The 15,020-nt window shown below is 73.2% G+C and carries 10 protein-coding genes; 9 read left to right on the plus strand and 1 reads right to left on the minus strand.

Annotated elements, in window-relative coordinates; translation table 11 throughout:
• Positions 1 to 295 precede the first annotated feature (295 nt).
• Positions 296 to 2,605, minus strand: a complete 2,310-nt coding sequence (locus tag ACL02U_RS29075) for a SpoIIE family protein phosphatase (RefSeq protein WP_412793987.1) — start codon at positions 2,603 to 2,605, stop codon at positions 296 to 298.
• Positions 2,606 to 2,901: 296 nt separating this feature from the next.
• On the opposite strand from ACL02U_RS29075, the gene ACL02U_RS29080 reads away from it, so the two are divergent.
• From ACL02U_RS29080 to ACL02U_RS29120, 9 genes are all read left to right on the plus strand, one after another.
• On the plus strand, positions 2,902 to 3,894 hold the full coding sequence (locus ACL02U_RS29080) for a LacI family DNA-binding transcriptional regulator (protein ID WP_412793960.1): 993 nt from the start codon (positions 2,902 to 2,904) through the stop codon (positions 3,892 to 3,894).
• 297 nt (positions 3,895 to 4,191) lie between these two features.
• Positions 4,192 to 5,547: an ABC transporter substrate-binding protein gene (locus ACL02U_RS29085; RefSeq protein ID WP_412793961.1), complete on the plus strand. Its 1,356-nt coding sequence runs from the start codon at positions 4,192 to 4,194 to the stop codon at positions 5,545 to 5,547.
• Between the two features lie 73 nt (positions 5,548 to 5,620).
• Complete coding sequence (locus ACL02U_RS29090; RefSeq protein ID WP_412793962.1) at positions 5,621 to 6,532, plus strand: carbohydrate ABC transporter permease; 912 nt, start codon at positions 5,621 to 5,623, stop codon at positions 6,530 to 6,532.
• Complete coding sequence (locus ACL02U_RS29095) at positions 6,529 to 7,425, plus strand: carbohydrate ABC transporter permease (protein WP_412793963.1); 897 nt, start codon at positions 6,529 to 6,531, stop codon at positions 7,423 to 7,425. Before ACL02U_RS29090 ends, ACL02U_RS29095 begins: the two co-directional genes overlap by 4 nt.
• Entirely contained in the window at positions 7,422 to 9,458 is a 2,037-nt protein-coding gene (locus ACL02U_RS29100) for a beta-galactosidase (protein WP_412793964.1), read from the plus strand. The genes ACL02U_RS29095 and ACL02U_RS29100 overlap by 4 nt, the downstream gene beginning before the upstream one ends.
• Entirely contained in the window at positions 9,451 to 11,631 is a 2,181-nt protein-coding gene (locus ACL02U_RS29105) for an alpha-galactosidase (RefSeq protein ID WP_412793965.1), read from the plus strand. Before ACL02U_RS29100 ends, ACL02U_RS29105 begins: the two co-directional genes overlap by 8 nt.
• Before the next feature lie 258 nt (positions 11,632 to 11,889).
• Complete coding sequence (locus tag ACL02U_RS29110; protein ID WP_412793966.1) at positions 11,890 to 12,588, plus strand: TetR/AcrR family transcriptional regulator; 699 nt, start codon at positions 11,890 to 11,892, stop codon at positions 12,586 to 12,588.
• 40 nt (positions 12,589 to 12,628) lie between these two features.
• On the plus strand, positions 12,629 to 13,780 hold the full coding sequence (locus ACL02U_RS29115) for an FAD-dependent oxidoreductase (RefSeq protein ID WP_412793967.1): 1,152 nt from the start codon (positions 12,629 to 12,631) through the stop codon (positions 13,778 to 13,780).
• Positions 13,781 to 13,878: 98 nt separating this feature from the next.
• Positions 13,879 to 14,862, plus strand: coding sequence for a TIGR01777 family oxidoreductase (locus ACL02U_RS29120; RefSeq protein ID WP_412793968.1), 984 nt, complete (start codon positions 13,879 to 13,881; stop codon positions 14,860 to 14,862).
• Positions 14,863 to 15,020: the final 158 nt, after the last annotated feature.

Raw genomic sequence — 15,020 nt, forward strand, 5'->3', positions numbered from 1 at the left:
ACTCCCGAACCCGCCCCTGCGCTCCGCGGAGCGCAGGGGCGGCGGAGGTGGATCCGGAGCGCAGGGCCCTGTCCTGCCGACACCCGCCGTGCGCTCCGGGTCCGCACTCCTGCACGGCGCCGGGCACACCCGGGCCCGGCCACCCGGGCCGGCGCGCCCTCCTCCCGGCGCCCGCTGCGTACGGCGCCCGCTGCGTACGGCGCCCGTTCCGCGGATCCGGTCCCGGCGGCCGTGACCGGTGTACTCCGTCACCGGGAAAGGCGGGGAGCGACCTTTCGGCCGTCCGGCCCGACGTCTACGGCGACGTGTCCAGCTCCGCCCAGATGGTCTTCCCCGACTGCCCGTAGCGGCTGCCCCAGCGGGTGCTCACCTGTGCGACCAGGAACAGACCGCGGCCGCCCTCGTCCCCGGGTGCGGCTCGGCGAAGCCGCGGCTGGGTGTTGCGCGGATCGCTGACCTCGCAGACCAGAACGGTGTCGTGGATGAGCCGCAGCCCGATCGGAGCCCCGGCGTACCGCACCGCGTTGGTCACCAGTTCGCTGACGATCAGCTCGACGGCGAAGTCGAGATGGGCCAGCCCCCACGCGGCGAGCCTTCCGGAGGCCGCTGCCCTGGCCTCGGCCGCCGTGGCGGGATCGGCCGGGAACTCCCACTCGGCGACGGCGTCGGGGCGCAGCGGCCGGACGCGGGAGAGCAGCAGCGCGGTGTCGTCGGCCGCCGGTCCGGGGGCCTGCCCGGTGGTCAGGATGCGGCCGGCCTCCTCCAGCGGCCTCCCCGACCGGTGGAGTCCCGAGAGGCGCCGGGCGAGCCGGTCGAGTCCGGTGTCGATGTCGTCGCCGTTCCGGTTGAGCAGGCCGTCGGTGTACAGGGCCAGCCAGCTGCCCGGAGCCAGGTGGACCGTGGTCGGCTCGAACGGCAACCCGCCCACCCCCAACGGTGGGCCGGGGCGTACCGGCACGACGCGGGCCGAGCCGTCGGGCTCCGCCACGATCGGCGGCGGATGCCCCGCACTGGCCACCGTGCACCGCTGCGTGACCGGGTCGTGCAGTGCGACCAGGCAGGTGGCGCCGACCGCGTCGCGCTCGGCCGGGTCCGCCTCGGTGGCGAGTCGCGCCACCAACTCGTCGAGCCGGGTGAGGAGTTCGTCCGGCGGGAGTTCGAGGTCGGCCAGTGTCTGCACGGCGGTGCGCAGCCTCCCCATGGTGGCCGCGGCGTGCAGCCCGTGCCCCACCACGTCGCCGACGACCATCGCCACCCGCAGTGAGGGCAGGGGGAACGCGTCGAACCAGTCGCCCCCGATCTCCGCGCCTCCCGCCGCGGGCAGGTACCGGCCCACGGCTTCGATGGCCGGGGTGTGCGTGGTGGAGGCGGGCAGCAGGCGCTGCTGCAGGGCGACGGCGGCGCGGTGCTCGCGCGTGTAGCGGCGGGCGTTGTCGATGCTGAGCGCGGCGTGCACGGCGATCTCCGTCAGCAGATCGGCGTCCTGCTCGTCGAAGGGCTCGTCGCGGTCCGTGCGCCACGCGCCGATGATCCCCAGGACCAGGCCGCGGGCGAACAGGGGAGCGGCGGCCAGGAAGCGCCCGCCGTCGGGGATGAGCCGCCGCCCCAGGGGGTCGTCGCCCAGCGCCTGCTCGACCGCGGCCCGGTCGGCGACGACCGTCCGCCCCGTCTGCAGGCCGCGGATCGCCGGCCGGTCCGGCAGCGGCGGCACGCCGTCCCCGGGACGCAGCAGCCCGGCCGTCCGGCCGTCCGCCTCCCGCACCGCCATCCGGCGCAGATGGGGATCGCCGCCGCCCAGCGCCCTGGGCGGCTCGTCGCCCGCCAGCACGGGCTCGGAGAGGTCGACGGCCACCAGGTCCGCGAAGTCGGGCACCAGGACCTCCGCGACGTCCCGTGCGGTGTGCTCGACGTCGAGGGAGCCCCCGATGCGGACGGCCGCCTCGTGCCGCAACTGCAGAAACCGTTCGGCGCGCCATCGCGCGGTCGCGTCCGTCAGCAGCACCGCGACCCCGGACGGTCGCCCGCGCCGGTCCGTGGTGCGCACCGCGGACACCGAGAACGAGGCCTCGCGCACCGGTTCGGACAGGGTGCGCACGTGCTGGGGGCGGTCCACCAGAGGCGCCCCGCTCTCCAGGACCGCGCGCAGCCCGGCCTCCGCGATCTCGGCGTCGGCTGCCTCCATCATGTCGGCCGGTCTGCTGCCCCGGGGCAGGGCGAGCGGGCTGGCGGGAGGGAAGTTGCTGCGCACGACGGACAGCCCGCGGTCGCGCAGCACGAGCCCGATCCGCTGCTGGGAGAACAGTGCACGCAGCAGGGCCGCGCCCTGCTCCGACTCCTCCGCACGGTCGGCGGGCACCGCGAGCAGCAGACGCAGGGCGGTTCCCTCCAGCGGCAGCACGCGGCAACGGACGGCGACGCCGTGCCCGCGGGCGTGTCGCAGTGCCGCCCGTGTCGCCCGGTCGGGCAGGCTGCCGCCCGCAGGTCCGGTCCCGGCGAGCAGGTCGGCCACGGGCCGACCGCACACCTCGTCGGCGGGCCGCTCCAGCAGCTCCGCGCCGGCGGCGGACCACTGCCGGACCGTCCCCCGGCCGTCGATGACGGCCACCACCAGTTCCGTCAGGGCGTCGTCGCACCCGTCGTGACCGCCGCTGCCGTTCCCGCCGCTGCCGTCCACGTCGGCCCTCACCAACCCGTCGAGACCTCGGACAGCATCATTATGGAGGTATATGACCCGTTGTGTGCCAGGCGGGGCGCGTAGCCCACCGCCTCGGCTCCCCGTTTCCGCCCATCGCGCCGGGTGGGCCGGTCCGGGCCGGAGCGGAGGACGGAAGCCCCTGGTGGGGGCCCCGCGGGTGGCTCGACTGGAGTACGTTTGTGGCCGGCTAGAGAGGGGTGCGGTCGGTGGGCGAACGGGTCACCATGGCGGATGTCGCGCGTGTTGCCGGGGTGTCCGCCGCCACGGTCTCCTATGTGATCTCCGGGAAGCGCCCCGTGGCGCCCGCGACCCGGGTGGCGGTCGAGGCGGCCATCGACGAGCTGGGCTTCGCCGTGAACACCGCCGCGCGCACGCTGCGCACCGGGCGGTCCAGCCTCGTTGCGCTGATCGTCCCGAACATCGCGAACCCCTTCTTCGCACAGCTCGCCGCCGCGCTGCAGGAGGAACTGCGCGGCCTGGGCATGCACGTCGTCGTCTGCAACACGTGGGCGCGGCGGGACGAGGAGCGCGCGCTGCTGGCGGAGGCCGTGCAGCAGCGCTTCGCCGGCGTCGTGGTCACGCCGTTCAGGCTTCCGGCCGGGGAGCTGGAGGCGGTGGCGGCCGCCGGGGTCCCGGTCGTCGTCAGCGCCGACGTGCCCTTCGGGCGGGTCGATCACGTGGCGCCCGAGGCGCGCACCGCGACACGCCGGGCGCTGGAACACGTCACCGGTCGGCAGCGGCGCCGCATCGCCATGATCGCCGGCCCGCGCGACGCGACGGGCGGCGACCCCCGCCTGGAGCTGCTGCGTTCGCTCGCGCTCCAGTACGGTGCGGCCGTGCCGCGGGAACTGGTCGTGCGCGGCGAGCACACCCGGGAGGCCGGGGCCAGCGGCTTCGCCGAGCTGATGACGCGGCCCTACCGCCCGGACGCGGTGTTCTGCGGCAATGACGTGATCGCCGTCGGTGCCCTCGACAAGGCGCGTGAGCTGGGCGTCGACGTGCCGGGCGAGGTGGCTCTGATCGGTCACGACGACGCTTCCTTCGCCTCGCTGGTGCGCCCCCAGCTCACCACCATCCGCTATCCGGCGGACGAGGTCGGCCGCAAGGCGGCGCGTCTGCTGCTCGAGCGCTTCAACGGGCGCGAGGTGCACAAGACGGTGCGCGTGCAGGCCCATTTCGTCGTGCGCGCCTCCGCCTGAGCAGGGCGGCGCGGCGCGGCGGCATCCCACCGGGGAGATACGGTTCGCGACGCCTCTCGCGCAGCTACGCGTAATCGATTCCGCTCTTTGCCTCCGGCGCCCCTCACTCCCGCACCACTTCAGTGAAAAAGCAGGTCAGAGGGGGTTTCGAGGCGCCGATTCGAAGCGCTGAGGTGGTCTCGCAGGTGTCACGAAGGAAAGTATTTTCGACGGAACTGTTGACTTCTGTTGATTCCTGTTGTGAAGGTTGCGCCCACCGCTTCGTGGGAGCGGACCATCGGTGCAAGGAGCAACCTCATGGCGATGAGAGATCGCACGTCCACCGCCCGGCGCTGGGTGATCGGCGCAGCAGTCCTGGCTCTCACCGGGGTGACCGGGTGCAGCGCCGGCAGCACCGGCGACGAAGCGGCCGCCGGCACGTCCTGCGCACCCTCGCAGGGCAAGGTGACCCTGGACTACTGGTCCTGGGTGCCCGGGATGCAGCAGGCCGTCGACCTGTGGAACAGCGAGAACCCCGACATCCAGGTCAAGCTGAAGACGACGCCCGCGGGCAACGCGGGCACCTACCAGAACCTCTCCAACGCACTGAAGGCGGGCAAGGCCCCCGACCTCGGCCAGATCGAGTACGACTCGCTGGCCAGTTTCCGGCTCAAGAGCGGCCTGCGGGACATATCCCGCTGCCCGGGAGTGACCGACGCCCAGCAGGACTTCGTCGACTGGACCTGGTCGCAGGTCGCCTTCGGCGCCGGCGGCAAGGACGGCATCTGGGCCGTGCCGCAGGACACCGGGCCCATGGCGCTGTTCTACCGCAAGGACGTCTTCGACCGCCTCGGCCTCACCGCACCCAAGACGTGGGAGGCGTACGCGGCGGACGCCCGCAGGATCAAGGCGGACGGCGAACTCATCACGCACTTCTCCCAGACCGACCCCAACTGGTTCACCGGGCTGCTCTGGCAGAACAAGGCCACCATGTTCGAACGCGACGGCGACGCCTGGAAGGTCAGCATCGACCGCCCCGAGAGCAGGCAGGTCGCCGACTACTGGCAGAAGCTCATCGACGACAAGCTCGTCGCGACCGACCTGCAGGGCTTCTCCCCCGCCCTCTACAAGGCGTGGGACACCGGCGAGGTGGTCACCTGGATCAGCGCCGCCTGGGGGTACAGCACCATCCGGGACAACGCGAAGTCGACCGCGGGCAAGTGGGCCGTCGCCCCGATGCCGCAGTGGGCGGACGGCGAGCAGCAGGCCGGCAACTGGGGAGGCTCCACCACCGCCGTCCTCGCCGGCACCGAACACCCCGCCGAGGCCTCCCGGTTCGCCCTGTGGCTGAACACCGACCCGAAGGCCCTCGCGATCCTCAACCGCGAGGGCGGACTGTACCCGGCGGCCAAGGCCGGCCTGCAACTGCCCGCGCTGCAGAAGCCCGTGGACTTCTACGGCGGGCAGAAGATCTTCGACGTCTTCGCCGACGCGTCGGCGCACGTGGACACCGGCTTCACCTGGGGGCCCACGATGACCGACACCTACCGGTACCTCAGCGACGGCACCGCCGACGCGATCGGCGGGAAGACCACACTCGGCGACGTCCTCAAGCAGGCCGACGACAAGAGCACGGAGTCGCTGCGCAAGCAGTCCCTCGACGTCGCCGACTGACACGGTCCGACACCCGCCTCCTCCCTGCCGCCCGCAGCGGCGGCAGGGAACCCGCACCCGAGAAGGCCGTCCCGTGACCGTCGCCAAGAACCCGCTCGCGCACCGCCGCGCCCGCCGCACCGCCGCGGCCCCCTACCTCTTCCTCGTCCCCTTCCTCGTCCCCTTCGTGCTGTTCACCCTGCTCCCGGTGGCGTACGCGTTCTGGCAGAGCCTGCACAGGAAGGAGCGCGTGGGCGGCACCTTCGGCCGGACCCACGAGGTGTTCGCCGGCTTCGAGCAGTACGCCGACGTGCTGAAGGCGGAATTCTTCGCCGACAGCCTGCTCCGGGTGGGAGCCTTCGCCCTCGTCCAGGTCCCGCTGATGCTCCTCCTGGCGCTGGTCCTCGCCCTGCTGCTGGACTCCACCGTGGCCCGGCTGAAGCGCTTCTTCCGCCTCGTGTACTTCGTCCCCTACGGCATCCCCGGCGTGGTGGCCGCCCTGATGTGGGCGTTCCTCTACGACCCCCGGCTCTCGCCCCTGGTGGACGGGCTGCGCTCGGCCGGCCTGGCGGTCGACCCGCTCGGCGCCGGCAGCATCCTGTGGTCCATCGGGAACGTCGTCACCTGGACCTACACCGGATACAACATGCTCATCCTCTACGCCGCCCTCCAGGCCGTCCCCGCCGACATCTCCGAGGCGGCCCGCGTGGACGGCGCCGGCGGTCTCGCCATCGCCCTGCGCATCAAGATCCCCGTCATCCGGCCCGCGCTCGTCCTCACCGGTGTCTTCTCGATCATCGGAACCCTTCAGCTCTTCACCGAACCCCAGGTGTTCCGCTCCATCTCCACGAGCGTGACCAGCACCTACACCCCCAACCTCGCCGCCTACTCGCTCGCCTCCGGCGACGACTACAGCGCGGCGGCGGCCCTGTCCGTGCTGCTGGCGGCCGTCACCTTCGTCCTGTCGTTCGCGTTCCTCCGCTTCACCACGAGGAGGCAGGGATGAGCCTGCTGACCCGCACCGCGGGGGCGCACGCCGTGCCCCCTTCCACCGGCCGCCGAACCACCCGATGGCCGACCGCGGCAGCCTTCGCCTTCATGGCGCTCGTCGCCGGATACATGCTGCTGCCGGTCTACTGGCTGCTGATCTCGGCTACCAAGAGCCAGAGCGACCTGGTCGGCACCCCCGGACTGCTGCCCGTCGGCTGGCACCTGCGCGACAACCTGAGCGCGCTCTTCCACCAGCAGGACGGCGTGTACGCCCACTGGCTGCTGAACAGCCTGCTGTACGCGGGCGCGGGCGCCGCCGTCGCCACCCTGCTGGCGGCGGCCGCCGGGTACGCGCTGGCCAAGTACGCCTTCAGAGGCCGGGAAGTCGTCTTCTCCGTCGTCCTCGGCGGCGTGCTGGTCCCGGCCACCGCCCTGGCGCTGCCGCTGTTCCTGATGTTCGCGCAGGTCGACGCCACCGACACGTTCTGGTCGGTCTTCCTCCCCAGCGTGGTCAGCCCGTTCGGCGTCTACCTGTCCCGCATCTTCGCCGCCGCGTCCGTACCGGACGAGGTGATCGAGGCGGCACGGATGGACGGAGCCGGAGAGTTCCGGATCTTCCGCACCATCGCGCTGCGCCTGATGGCACCCGCCCTGGTGACCGTCTTCCTGTTCCAGTTCGTCGTCATCTGGAACAACTTCCTGCTGCCCCTGGTGATGCTCCAGGACGACCGCCTCTACCCCGTCACCCTGGGCCTGTTCACCTGGCAGTCCCAGACCAGCCGACTGCCCGAACTCCAGACCCTCACCATCGTGGGAGCCATGGTCTCCGTCGTACCGATCGTCCTCACCTTCCTGCTCCTGCAGCGCTACTGGCGCGCCGGGCTCGCCGCCGGAGCGGTGAAGTCATGACCCACCGCCTCACCGAACTCACCGCCAGACTGGGCGGGATCGCCTACGGCGGCGACTACAACCCCGAACAGTGGCCCCGGGACGTCTGGCGCGAGGACGTCCGCCTGATGCGGGAGGCGGGCGTCGGCCTCGTCACCGTCGGCGTGTTCTCCTGGTCCCGCATCCAGCCGAAACCCGGCACCTACGACTGGAGCATGCTCGACGAGGTGCTCGCCCTGCTGCACGGCAACGGCATCGCCGTCGACCTCGCCACCCCGACCGCGGCGCCTCCGCCCTGGTTCACCCGCCGGCACCCCGACGCCCGGCCGGTCACCGCCTCCGGCACCCGCCTCGCCCACGGCAGCCGCCAGTGCTTCTGCCCCAGCCACCCGGCATACGCGCAGGCCGCGGACGAACTGGTCACGGCCCTCGCCACCCGCTACGCCGAACACCCCGCGCTGGCCCTGTGGCACGTCCACAACGAGTGGGGCAACCACAACGCGCTGTGCTACTGCGACGCCAGCGCCGCCGCCTTCCGTACCTGGCTCGTCGCCCGCTACCGCGACCTCGACGCGCTCAACGAGGCCTGGGGCACGGACTTCTGGAGCCAGCGGTACGGCGACTGGGAGGAGATCGACCCCCCGCGCGACACCACGGCCTTCAGGAACCCGGGCCAGGAACTGGACTACCTCCGGTTCTCCTCCGACGCGCTCCTGGAGCGGCACCGCGCCGAGGCCGGCCTGCTGCGGCGGATCACCCCCCGCGTCCCGATCACCACCAACCTCATGGGCACACTGGAGAAGAAGGTCGACGCCCACGCCTTCGCCCGCACATGCGATGTCGTCTCCGTCGACCACTACCTGCCCGCCCACGACCCCGACGGCCACATCGACCTCGCGCTCAACGCCGACCTCGCCCGCGGCATGGCCGGCGGCCGGCCGTGGCTGCTCATGGAGCACTCCACCTCGGCCGTGAACTGGCAGCCCGTCAACACCGCCAAGCAGCCGGGCGAGATGCGGCGCAACAGCCTCACGCACCTCGCCCGCGGCGCCGACGGACTGCTGTTCTTCCAGTGGCGCCAGTCCCGCGCCGGAGCGGAGAAGTGGCACTCGGCGATGGTGCCCCACGCCGGGACCCGCAGCCGCATCTGGCGCGAGGTGAGCGCGCTCGGCGCCGAACTCGCCACCCTCGCCGAGGTGACCGGAACCCGCGTGCACAGCGACGTCGCACTGCTCTTCGACTGGCACTCCTGGTGGGCGCTGGAACTCCAGGCGCGTCCCTCGGCGCACCTGCACCACCTCGATCAGGTGCGCGACTGGTACGAGGCGCTGTGGCGGGAGAACATCACCTGCGACGTCGTCGCCCCCGGAGCGGACCTCTCACGCTACCGGGCGGTCCTCGCCCCCAACCTCTACCTGCTGACCGACGCCGACGCCGAGAACCTCGACCGGTACGTCGAGCACGGCGGACACCTGGCCGTCGGCTGCTTCAGCGGAGTCGTCGACGCCCACGACCGCATCCGGCCCGGCGCCCACCCGGGAGCCCTGCGCGAGCTGCTCGGGATCCGCGTCGACGAGTACCTGCCCCTGCGGCCCGGGCAGGACGCCCGCCTCGAGGACGGCACCACGGCCCGCCGGTGGGCCGAACGCGTCGAACCGGACACCGCCACCACCCTCCTGCGCTTCGCCGACGGCCCGCAGGGAGGCCCCGCCCGCGGGGGACCGGCCATGACCCGCAACCTCCACGGCCGGGGAACGGCCCGGTACGTGGCGACCTGCCCCTCCACGGCGGCCCTGGGCGGCATGGTCCGCGACCTGTGCGCGCAGGCGGGCGTCCGCCCGGCCGCCGCCACCCCGCCCGGGGTGGAAGCGGTCCGCCGCGAGGGCCCCGACGGCTCCTACCTGTTCCTCGTCAACCACACGGCGGAGGACGCGACCGTCCCGGTCGGACACGCGACCGGCCTGGCCGCCACCGCCGTCCGCGACGGACTCGCCCTCGTACCGTGCGGGGGAGTGGCCGTCGTGAGGGAGGACCGGAGTGAACCCCATGGCTGAACACCCCGCGACCGTCACCGGTCGCCCCGACCGCACCGGCACCCCGCCGCGCGTCCGGATCGACGCGGACACCGGCACCGTCGTCCTGAACACCCCCCGTACCTGCTACGTCCTGCGAGTGGACCGCGCCGCCCACACCGTCCTGCACGTCCACTGGGGTGCGCCGCTGCCGCTCGACGACGCCGCCCTGCTGCCGGTGTGGGCCGACCACGACGACAGCTTCTCCGGCCGCCTGGACGGCGTGGAGGAGTACCCCGTCGACGGCGGGCGCAGGTTCGCGGCACCCGCGCTGGAGGTCCGCTTCGCCGACGGAAGCAGTCCGCTGGAACCGCGTGTCGACCACGTCACGGAGGCGGAGCCGGGACACCTGGTCATCGCCCTCCACGACCGCACACGGCCACTGGCCTGGGAACTCCACTACCGCGTCCCGCCCGACGGCGACGTCCTGGAACGCTGGACGGAGTTCCTCCACACCGGCCGGCCCGGGGACGATCCCGTCCTGCTGATCAGGTACGCCTCCGCCCACTGGCCGCTGCCGCAGCGGCCGGCAGGCCCGCGACTGAGCAGCGTGCACGGCGCGTGGGCGGCGGAGAACCGCCTCCGGCGCACCCCGCTGCCGGTGGGGGAGACCGTGCTCGGCAGCCGCCGCGGCCACACCGGTCACGACGCGGCACCCTGGGTGGCCCTCGACGACGGCAGCGCCGGCGAGGAGTCCGGCGAGGTGTGGCTGGCCGCCCTCGCGGCGAGCGGGAGCTGGCGGATCACCGTGCAGCACACGGCCGCCGGCCGGGTCGGCGTCATCGCGGGGGAGGGGCACGAGGGCACCGAGCTGTCCCTGGCTCCCGGTCGCCGCCACACCACCGCGGTCACCGCGGCGCTGCACACCTCCGGCGGTTTCGGCGAGGCGAGCCGGGCCTTCCACACCCACCTGCGCGGCCGCGTCCTGCCGCACCCCGACGAACTGCGGCCCGTGCTCTACAACTCCTGGGAGGCCACCTCCTTCTCGGTGACCGAGGACAACCAGCTGGCTCTGGCCCGCAAGGCCGCGGAGCTGGGCGTCGAGCTGTTCGTGGTCGACGACGGATGGTTCGGCGCCCGGGACGACGACGGGGCGGGCCTCGGCGACTGGACACCCCACCGGCAGCGCTTCCCCCGCGGGCTGCGACCCCTCGCCGACGAGGTCCACAGGCTCGGCATGGGCTTCGGACTGTGGGTCGAGCCGGAGATGGCCAACCGGGACAGCGAACTGTTCCGCACCCGTCCCGACTGGGTGCTGCACCTTCCCGACCGCGACGCCACCGAACTGCGCCGGCAACTGGTCCTCGACCTCTCCCGCGAGGAGGTGGCGGACTGGGTGCTCGACCGGTTGCGCGACATCGTCCGGGAGAACGCGGTCGACTTCCTCAAGTGGGACTTCAACCGGTCGTTCACCGAAGCGGGCGCACGCGGCCGCCCCGACGGCCGGTACCCGCACGTCCACCACGCCAGAGCGGTGCACCGCGTGCTGGACCGGCTGCGGGCGGAGTTCCCGCACCTGCGCATCGAGTCCTGCGCGGGCGGCGGCGGACGGATCGACGCGGGCATGCTCGCGCGGACCGACCAGGTGTGGCCCTCGGACAACACCGACGCCGTCGACCGGCTGGCCGTCCACCACGGTTTCACCCAGGTCTGCCCGCCGGGCGTGATGACCGCCTGGGTGACGGACAGCCCCAATCCGCTGACCGGCCGCACGGTTCCGCTGCGTTTCCGCTTCCACACCGCCATGGCGGGGGTCCTCGGTATCGGCGGCGACCTCGCCCGCTGGACCGGTACCGCACTCGAGGAGGCGGCCGAGTTCGTCGCCCTCTACAAGGACGTCCGCCCCGTCGTCCAGCACGGCAGGCTGCACCGGCTGCTGGCACCGGGGGAGGGGCCGCTCACCGCCGTGCAGTACGTGGACCGCGCCGCCGAACGGTGCGTGGTGCTGGTCTGGCGCCCCGCCGCCGGATTCGCCGCCTGCCGGACACCCCCGCCGCCACTGCGCCTGCACGGGCTCGATCCGGACGCCCGCTACCGCGACGAGGACACCGGCGCGCAGTGGTCCGGGGCGACCCTGGGCGCCTTCGGACTGCCCGTGCCCGACCTCGGGGCCGGCGATCACGCGAGCGCTCTGGTGCGGCTGCGCCGCGTGTGAGGGTGCGCCACCAACGGGCGAACGCGATCGTTGCGAACGCGTTCGCCCCAGGGTCGGGCCGGGCGGCGTATTGGGGCCGTGGCGGCCGTCCGGCGACTCGGGCCTACCGCGGACACGCACCACTGGTGCAGTTCGAGGCGGGTCGGCGTGGGTCGGGGCCGGCCCGTGCGGCAGGCTGCACCCGTCACCCTCGGTGAGGAGGGACCGCTCGGACCGCACATGTTCGTGCCGAACATGTTTGGTCATAGACTCGACGTCATGCCCACTCCGCAAAGCCGCCGCGAGCGGCCCGCCAAGCCAGCCCTGACACGGGAGGGCATCATCGACACCGCCGTCGCCCTTATGGAGGAGGAAGGCCTGCAGCGCGTCACGATGCGCCGCCTGGCCCAGGCCCTCGACACCGGCCCGGCCTCCCTCTACGTCTACCTCGCCAACACCGGCGAGCTGCACGCCGCCATCCTGGACCGGCTGCTGGGGCGCGTCGACCTGGGTGCCGGCGGGGCCGACGCGTCCTGGCGCGCACGACTGGACGCCGTACTCGCCGGCTACGAGGAGGTCCTGTTCGCCCACCCGGCGCTCGCCCGGTCGGCCCTGGTCGCCCGGCCCTCCGGCGAGAACTACCTCGCTCTCCTGGAGGCCCTCCTCGCCCTGCTCGCCGAAGGCGGCGTGCCGGGGCTCCAGGCCGCCTGGGGGGTCGACATCCTGCTGCAGGCCTCGACGGCGACGGCCGCCGAGCACTCCTCGCGCCGCGAGGACTCCGCCGCCCGGCAGGACTGGGACCGGCTCCGCCGCGCCGTGGTCGAGGCCTCGCCCGACACGCATCCCCATGTGCGGGAACGGGCGGGCGACCTGGTCTCCGGTACTCCGGCCGAGCGGCGCCGCTGGCGGGTGGACGCCCTGCTCAACAGCATCCTGGTCACCCGCCCGGACACCTTCCGCACCGCGGACCCCGCATGAGGAACTTGTTCGTCACGAACATGTTCGTTACTGTCAAGGCATGACCACTGCACACTTCCCCCTCGCCATTCTCGGGGGCGGCCTGGGCGGCCTGACCCTCGCACGTGTCCTGCACGTGCACGGCGTCGACGCCCCCGTCCTCGAACTCGACGCCTCCGCCGACGCCCGTGTCCAGGGCGGCATGCTCGACATCCACCACGACACCGGACAGCAGGCGCTGCGCCGGGCCGGCCTGCACGAGGAGTTCCTGGACCGGGTTCACCCGGGCGGGCAGGCGGTGCGCGTGCTGGACAAGCACGCCGCCGTGGCCCACGAGGACGCCGACGACCCCGACGGCGGCCGACCCGAGATCGACCGCGGCGACCTGCGCCGCCTCCTGCTCGGCTCGCTGCCCGAGGGTGCCGTTCAGTGGGGGGCCAAGGCGGTCGCGGTGCGGCCGCTGGGCGGCGGCGGTCACGAGGTGGCACTCGCCGACGGGCGCCGGTTCACCACCGACCTGCTCGTCGGTGCCGACGGCGCCTGGTCCAGGGTCAGGCCGCTGCTCACCGACGCGACGCCCGCCTACACCGGCGTCTCCTTCGTCGAACTCGACCTCCGGGACGCCGACGTCCGCCATCCCGAGGCCGCCTCTCTCGCCGGTGGGGGCATGTTCTTCGCGCTGGGCGACGGCAAGGGCTTCCTCGGTCACCGCGAGACCGACGGCAGCCTCCACCTCTACGTCGCGCTGCGTACCGGGGAGGAGTGGCTGAACACCATCGACTTCGGCGACACCCCGGCCGTCAAGGCGGCCGTCCTGGCGCACTTCGGCGACTGGGACCCCGCCCTGCGGCGCATGGTCGCCGACGCCGACGGCCCGCCGACCCCGCGCCGGATCCACGCGCTGCCCGCCGGGCTGCGCTGGGAGACCCGCCCCGGTGTCACGCTCCTGGGTGACGCCGCGCACCTGATGTCCCCCTTCGCCGGCGAGGGCGCCAACCTCGCTCTGTTCGACGGCGCCGAACTGGCCCGCCATCTGCTCGCCCATCCCGGCGACACCGGCACCGCGGTCAAGAGCTACGAGCAGGAGATGTTCGACCGGGCCGCGGAGAAGGCCCACGAGTCCGCCGAGGCGCTCGGCATCCTCTTCCACCCGCAGGCCCCCGCCCCGCTGGTCGACGTGTTCACCGCGCCGCCCGCCCCCGGCCATCCCTGAGCGGAGCGCCGACCCGATCCCCCTGGGTGTCGAGTTGAACGCGTTCAAAAACAGGGCTACGCTGATCCGGAAAGCAGTGGCCGGGCCGAGGGGGTTCGATGAAGGTGGTACTGCCCGGGGGAACCGGACAGGTGGGTGCGATCCTCGACCGTGCGCTGACGGCGGCCGGACACCGGGTCACCGTGCTGACCCGGCGTCCGAAGCGGGCGCACCACATCGGATGGGACGGGGCCACGCTCGGCGGCTGGGCCGCGGCACTCGACGCCTGCGACGCCGTGATCAACCTGGCCGGGCGCAGCGTCTCCTGCCGTTACACCCCCGAGAACCTGCGGGCGATGATGGACTCACGGGTGGACTCGGCGCGGGTGGTGGGCGAGGCGATCGCCGCCGCCGCGCGGCCACCGCGGGTCTGGCTGCAGATGAGCACCGCGACGATCTACTCCCACCGGTTCGACCCGGCGCACGACGAGGCGACCGGGCTGATCGGAGGCGCGGAGCCCGGGGTGCCGGACTACTGGGCGTACAGCGTCGAGATCGCGAAGAACTGGGAACGGGCGCAGTCCGAGGCGCCGGCCCCCGGGACCCGCAAGGTGGCCCTGCGCTCGGCGATGGTCATGAGCCCGGACCGGGGCGGCGTGTTCGACGTACTGTCCCGGCTGGCGCGACTCGGGCTGGGCGGGCCGGTGGCCGGCGGTGCGCAGTACGTCTCCTGGATCCACGACGAGGACTTCGTGCGGGCGGTGGAGTTCCTGATCGCCCGTGACGACCTCGACGGGCCGGTGAACCTCGCCTCGCCGAACCCCCTCCCGCACCGCGAGTTCATGCGGGTGCTGCGCGCGGCACGGGGCGTTCCGGTGGGCCTGCCGGCGACGCGCTGGATGGCCGAGTTGGGGGCGTTCGCGCTGCGCACGGACACGGAACTGCTGCTCAAGAGCCGCCGGGTGGTACCGGGGCGGCTGCGCGCAGCCGGGTTCGCCTTCACTCATCCCGAGTGGGGGAGCGCCGCCGCGTCCCTCGCGCGCCGTGCCCGGCTGGACCGCGCGGCATCGCGACGGTCCTCGGCACCGGTCTCCGCCGGGTAGGCGACCGCGGGAAGCCGGCCGGCGCCGGCGCGACTCCGCGGAGCCCGCCCTCGCCGTGGAGACCGGTCATCGGCGGCGACGGCCCGCGCATGCGCTCCCGACCGAACGGGTTCCGCTCGTGCGCCTGGGAGAACCCGACCGGGGCCATGTCCTCGGCA

It is taken from the genome of Streptomyces sp. MS06 (genome assembly GCF_047200655.1).
Lineage (GTDB): Bacteria > Actinomycetota > Actinomycetes > Streptomycetales > Streptomycetaceae > Streptomyces.

Excerpts from the sequence above, each read along its gene's own strand:
- ACL02U_RS29120 (WP_412793968.1), top strand. The coding sequence starts at position 13,879 with ATGAAGGTGGTACTGCCCGGGGGAACCGGACAGGTGGGTGCGATCCTC.
- ACL02U_RS29095 (WP_412793963.1), top strand. The coding sequence starts at position 6,529 with ATGAGCCTGCTGACCCGCACCGCGGGGGCGCACGCCGTGCCCCCTTCC.
- ACL02U_RS29085 (WP_412793961.1), top strand. The coding sequence starts at position 4,192 with ATGGCGATGAGAGATCGCACGTCCACCGCCCGGCGCTGGGTGATCGGC.
- ACL02U_RS29110 (WP_412793966.1), top strand. The coding sequence starts at position 11,890 with ATGCCCACTCCGCAAAGCCGCCGCGAGCGGCCCGCCAAGCCAGCCCTG.
- ACL02U_RS29115 (WP_412793967.1), top strand. The coding sequence starts at position 12,629 with ATGACCACTGCACACTTCCCCCTCGCCATTCTCGGGGGCGGCCTGGGC.
- ACL02U_RS29105 (WP_412793965.1), top strand. The coding sequence starts at position 9,451 with ATGGCTGAACACCCCGCGACCGTCACCGGTCGCCCCGACCGCACCGGC.
- ACL02U_RS29100 (WP_412793964.1), top strand. The coding sequence starts at position 7,422 with ATGACCCACCGCCTCACCGAACTCACCGCCAGACTGGGCGGGATCGCC.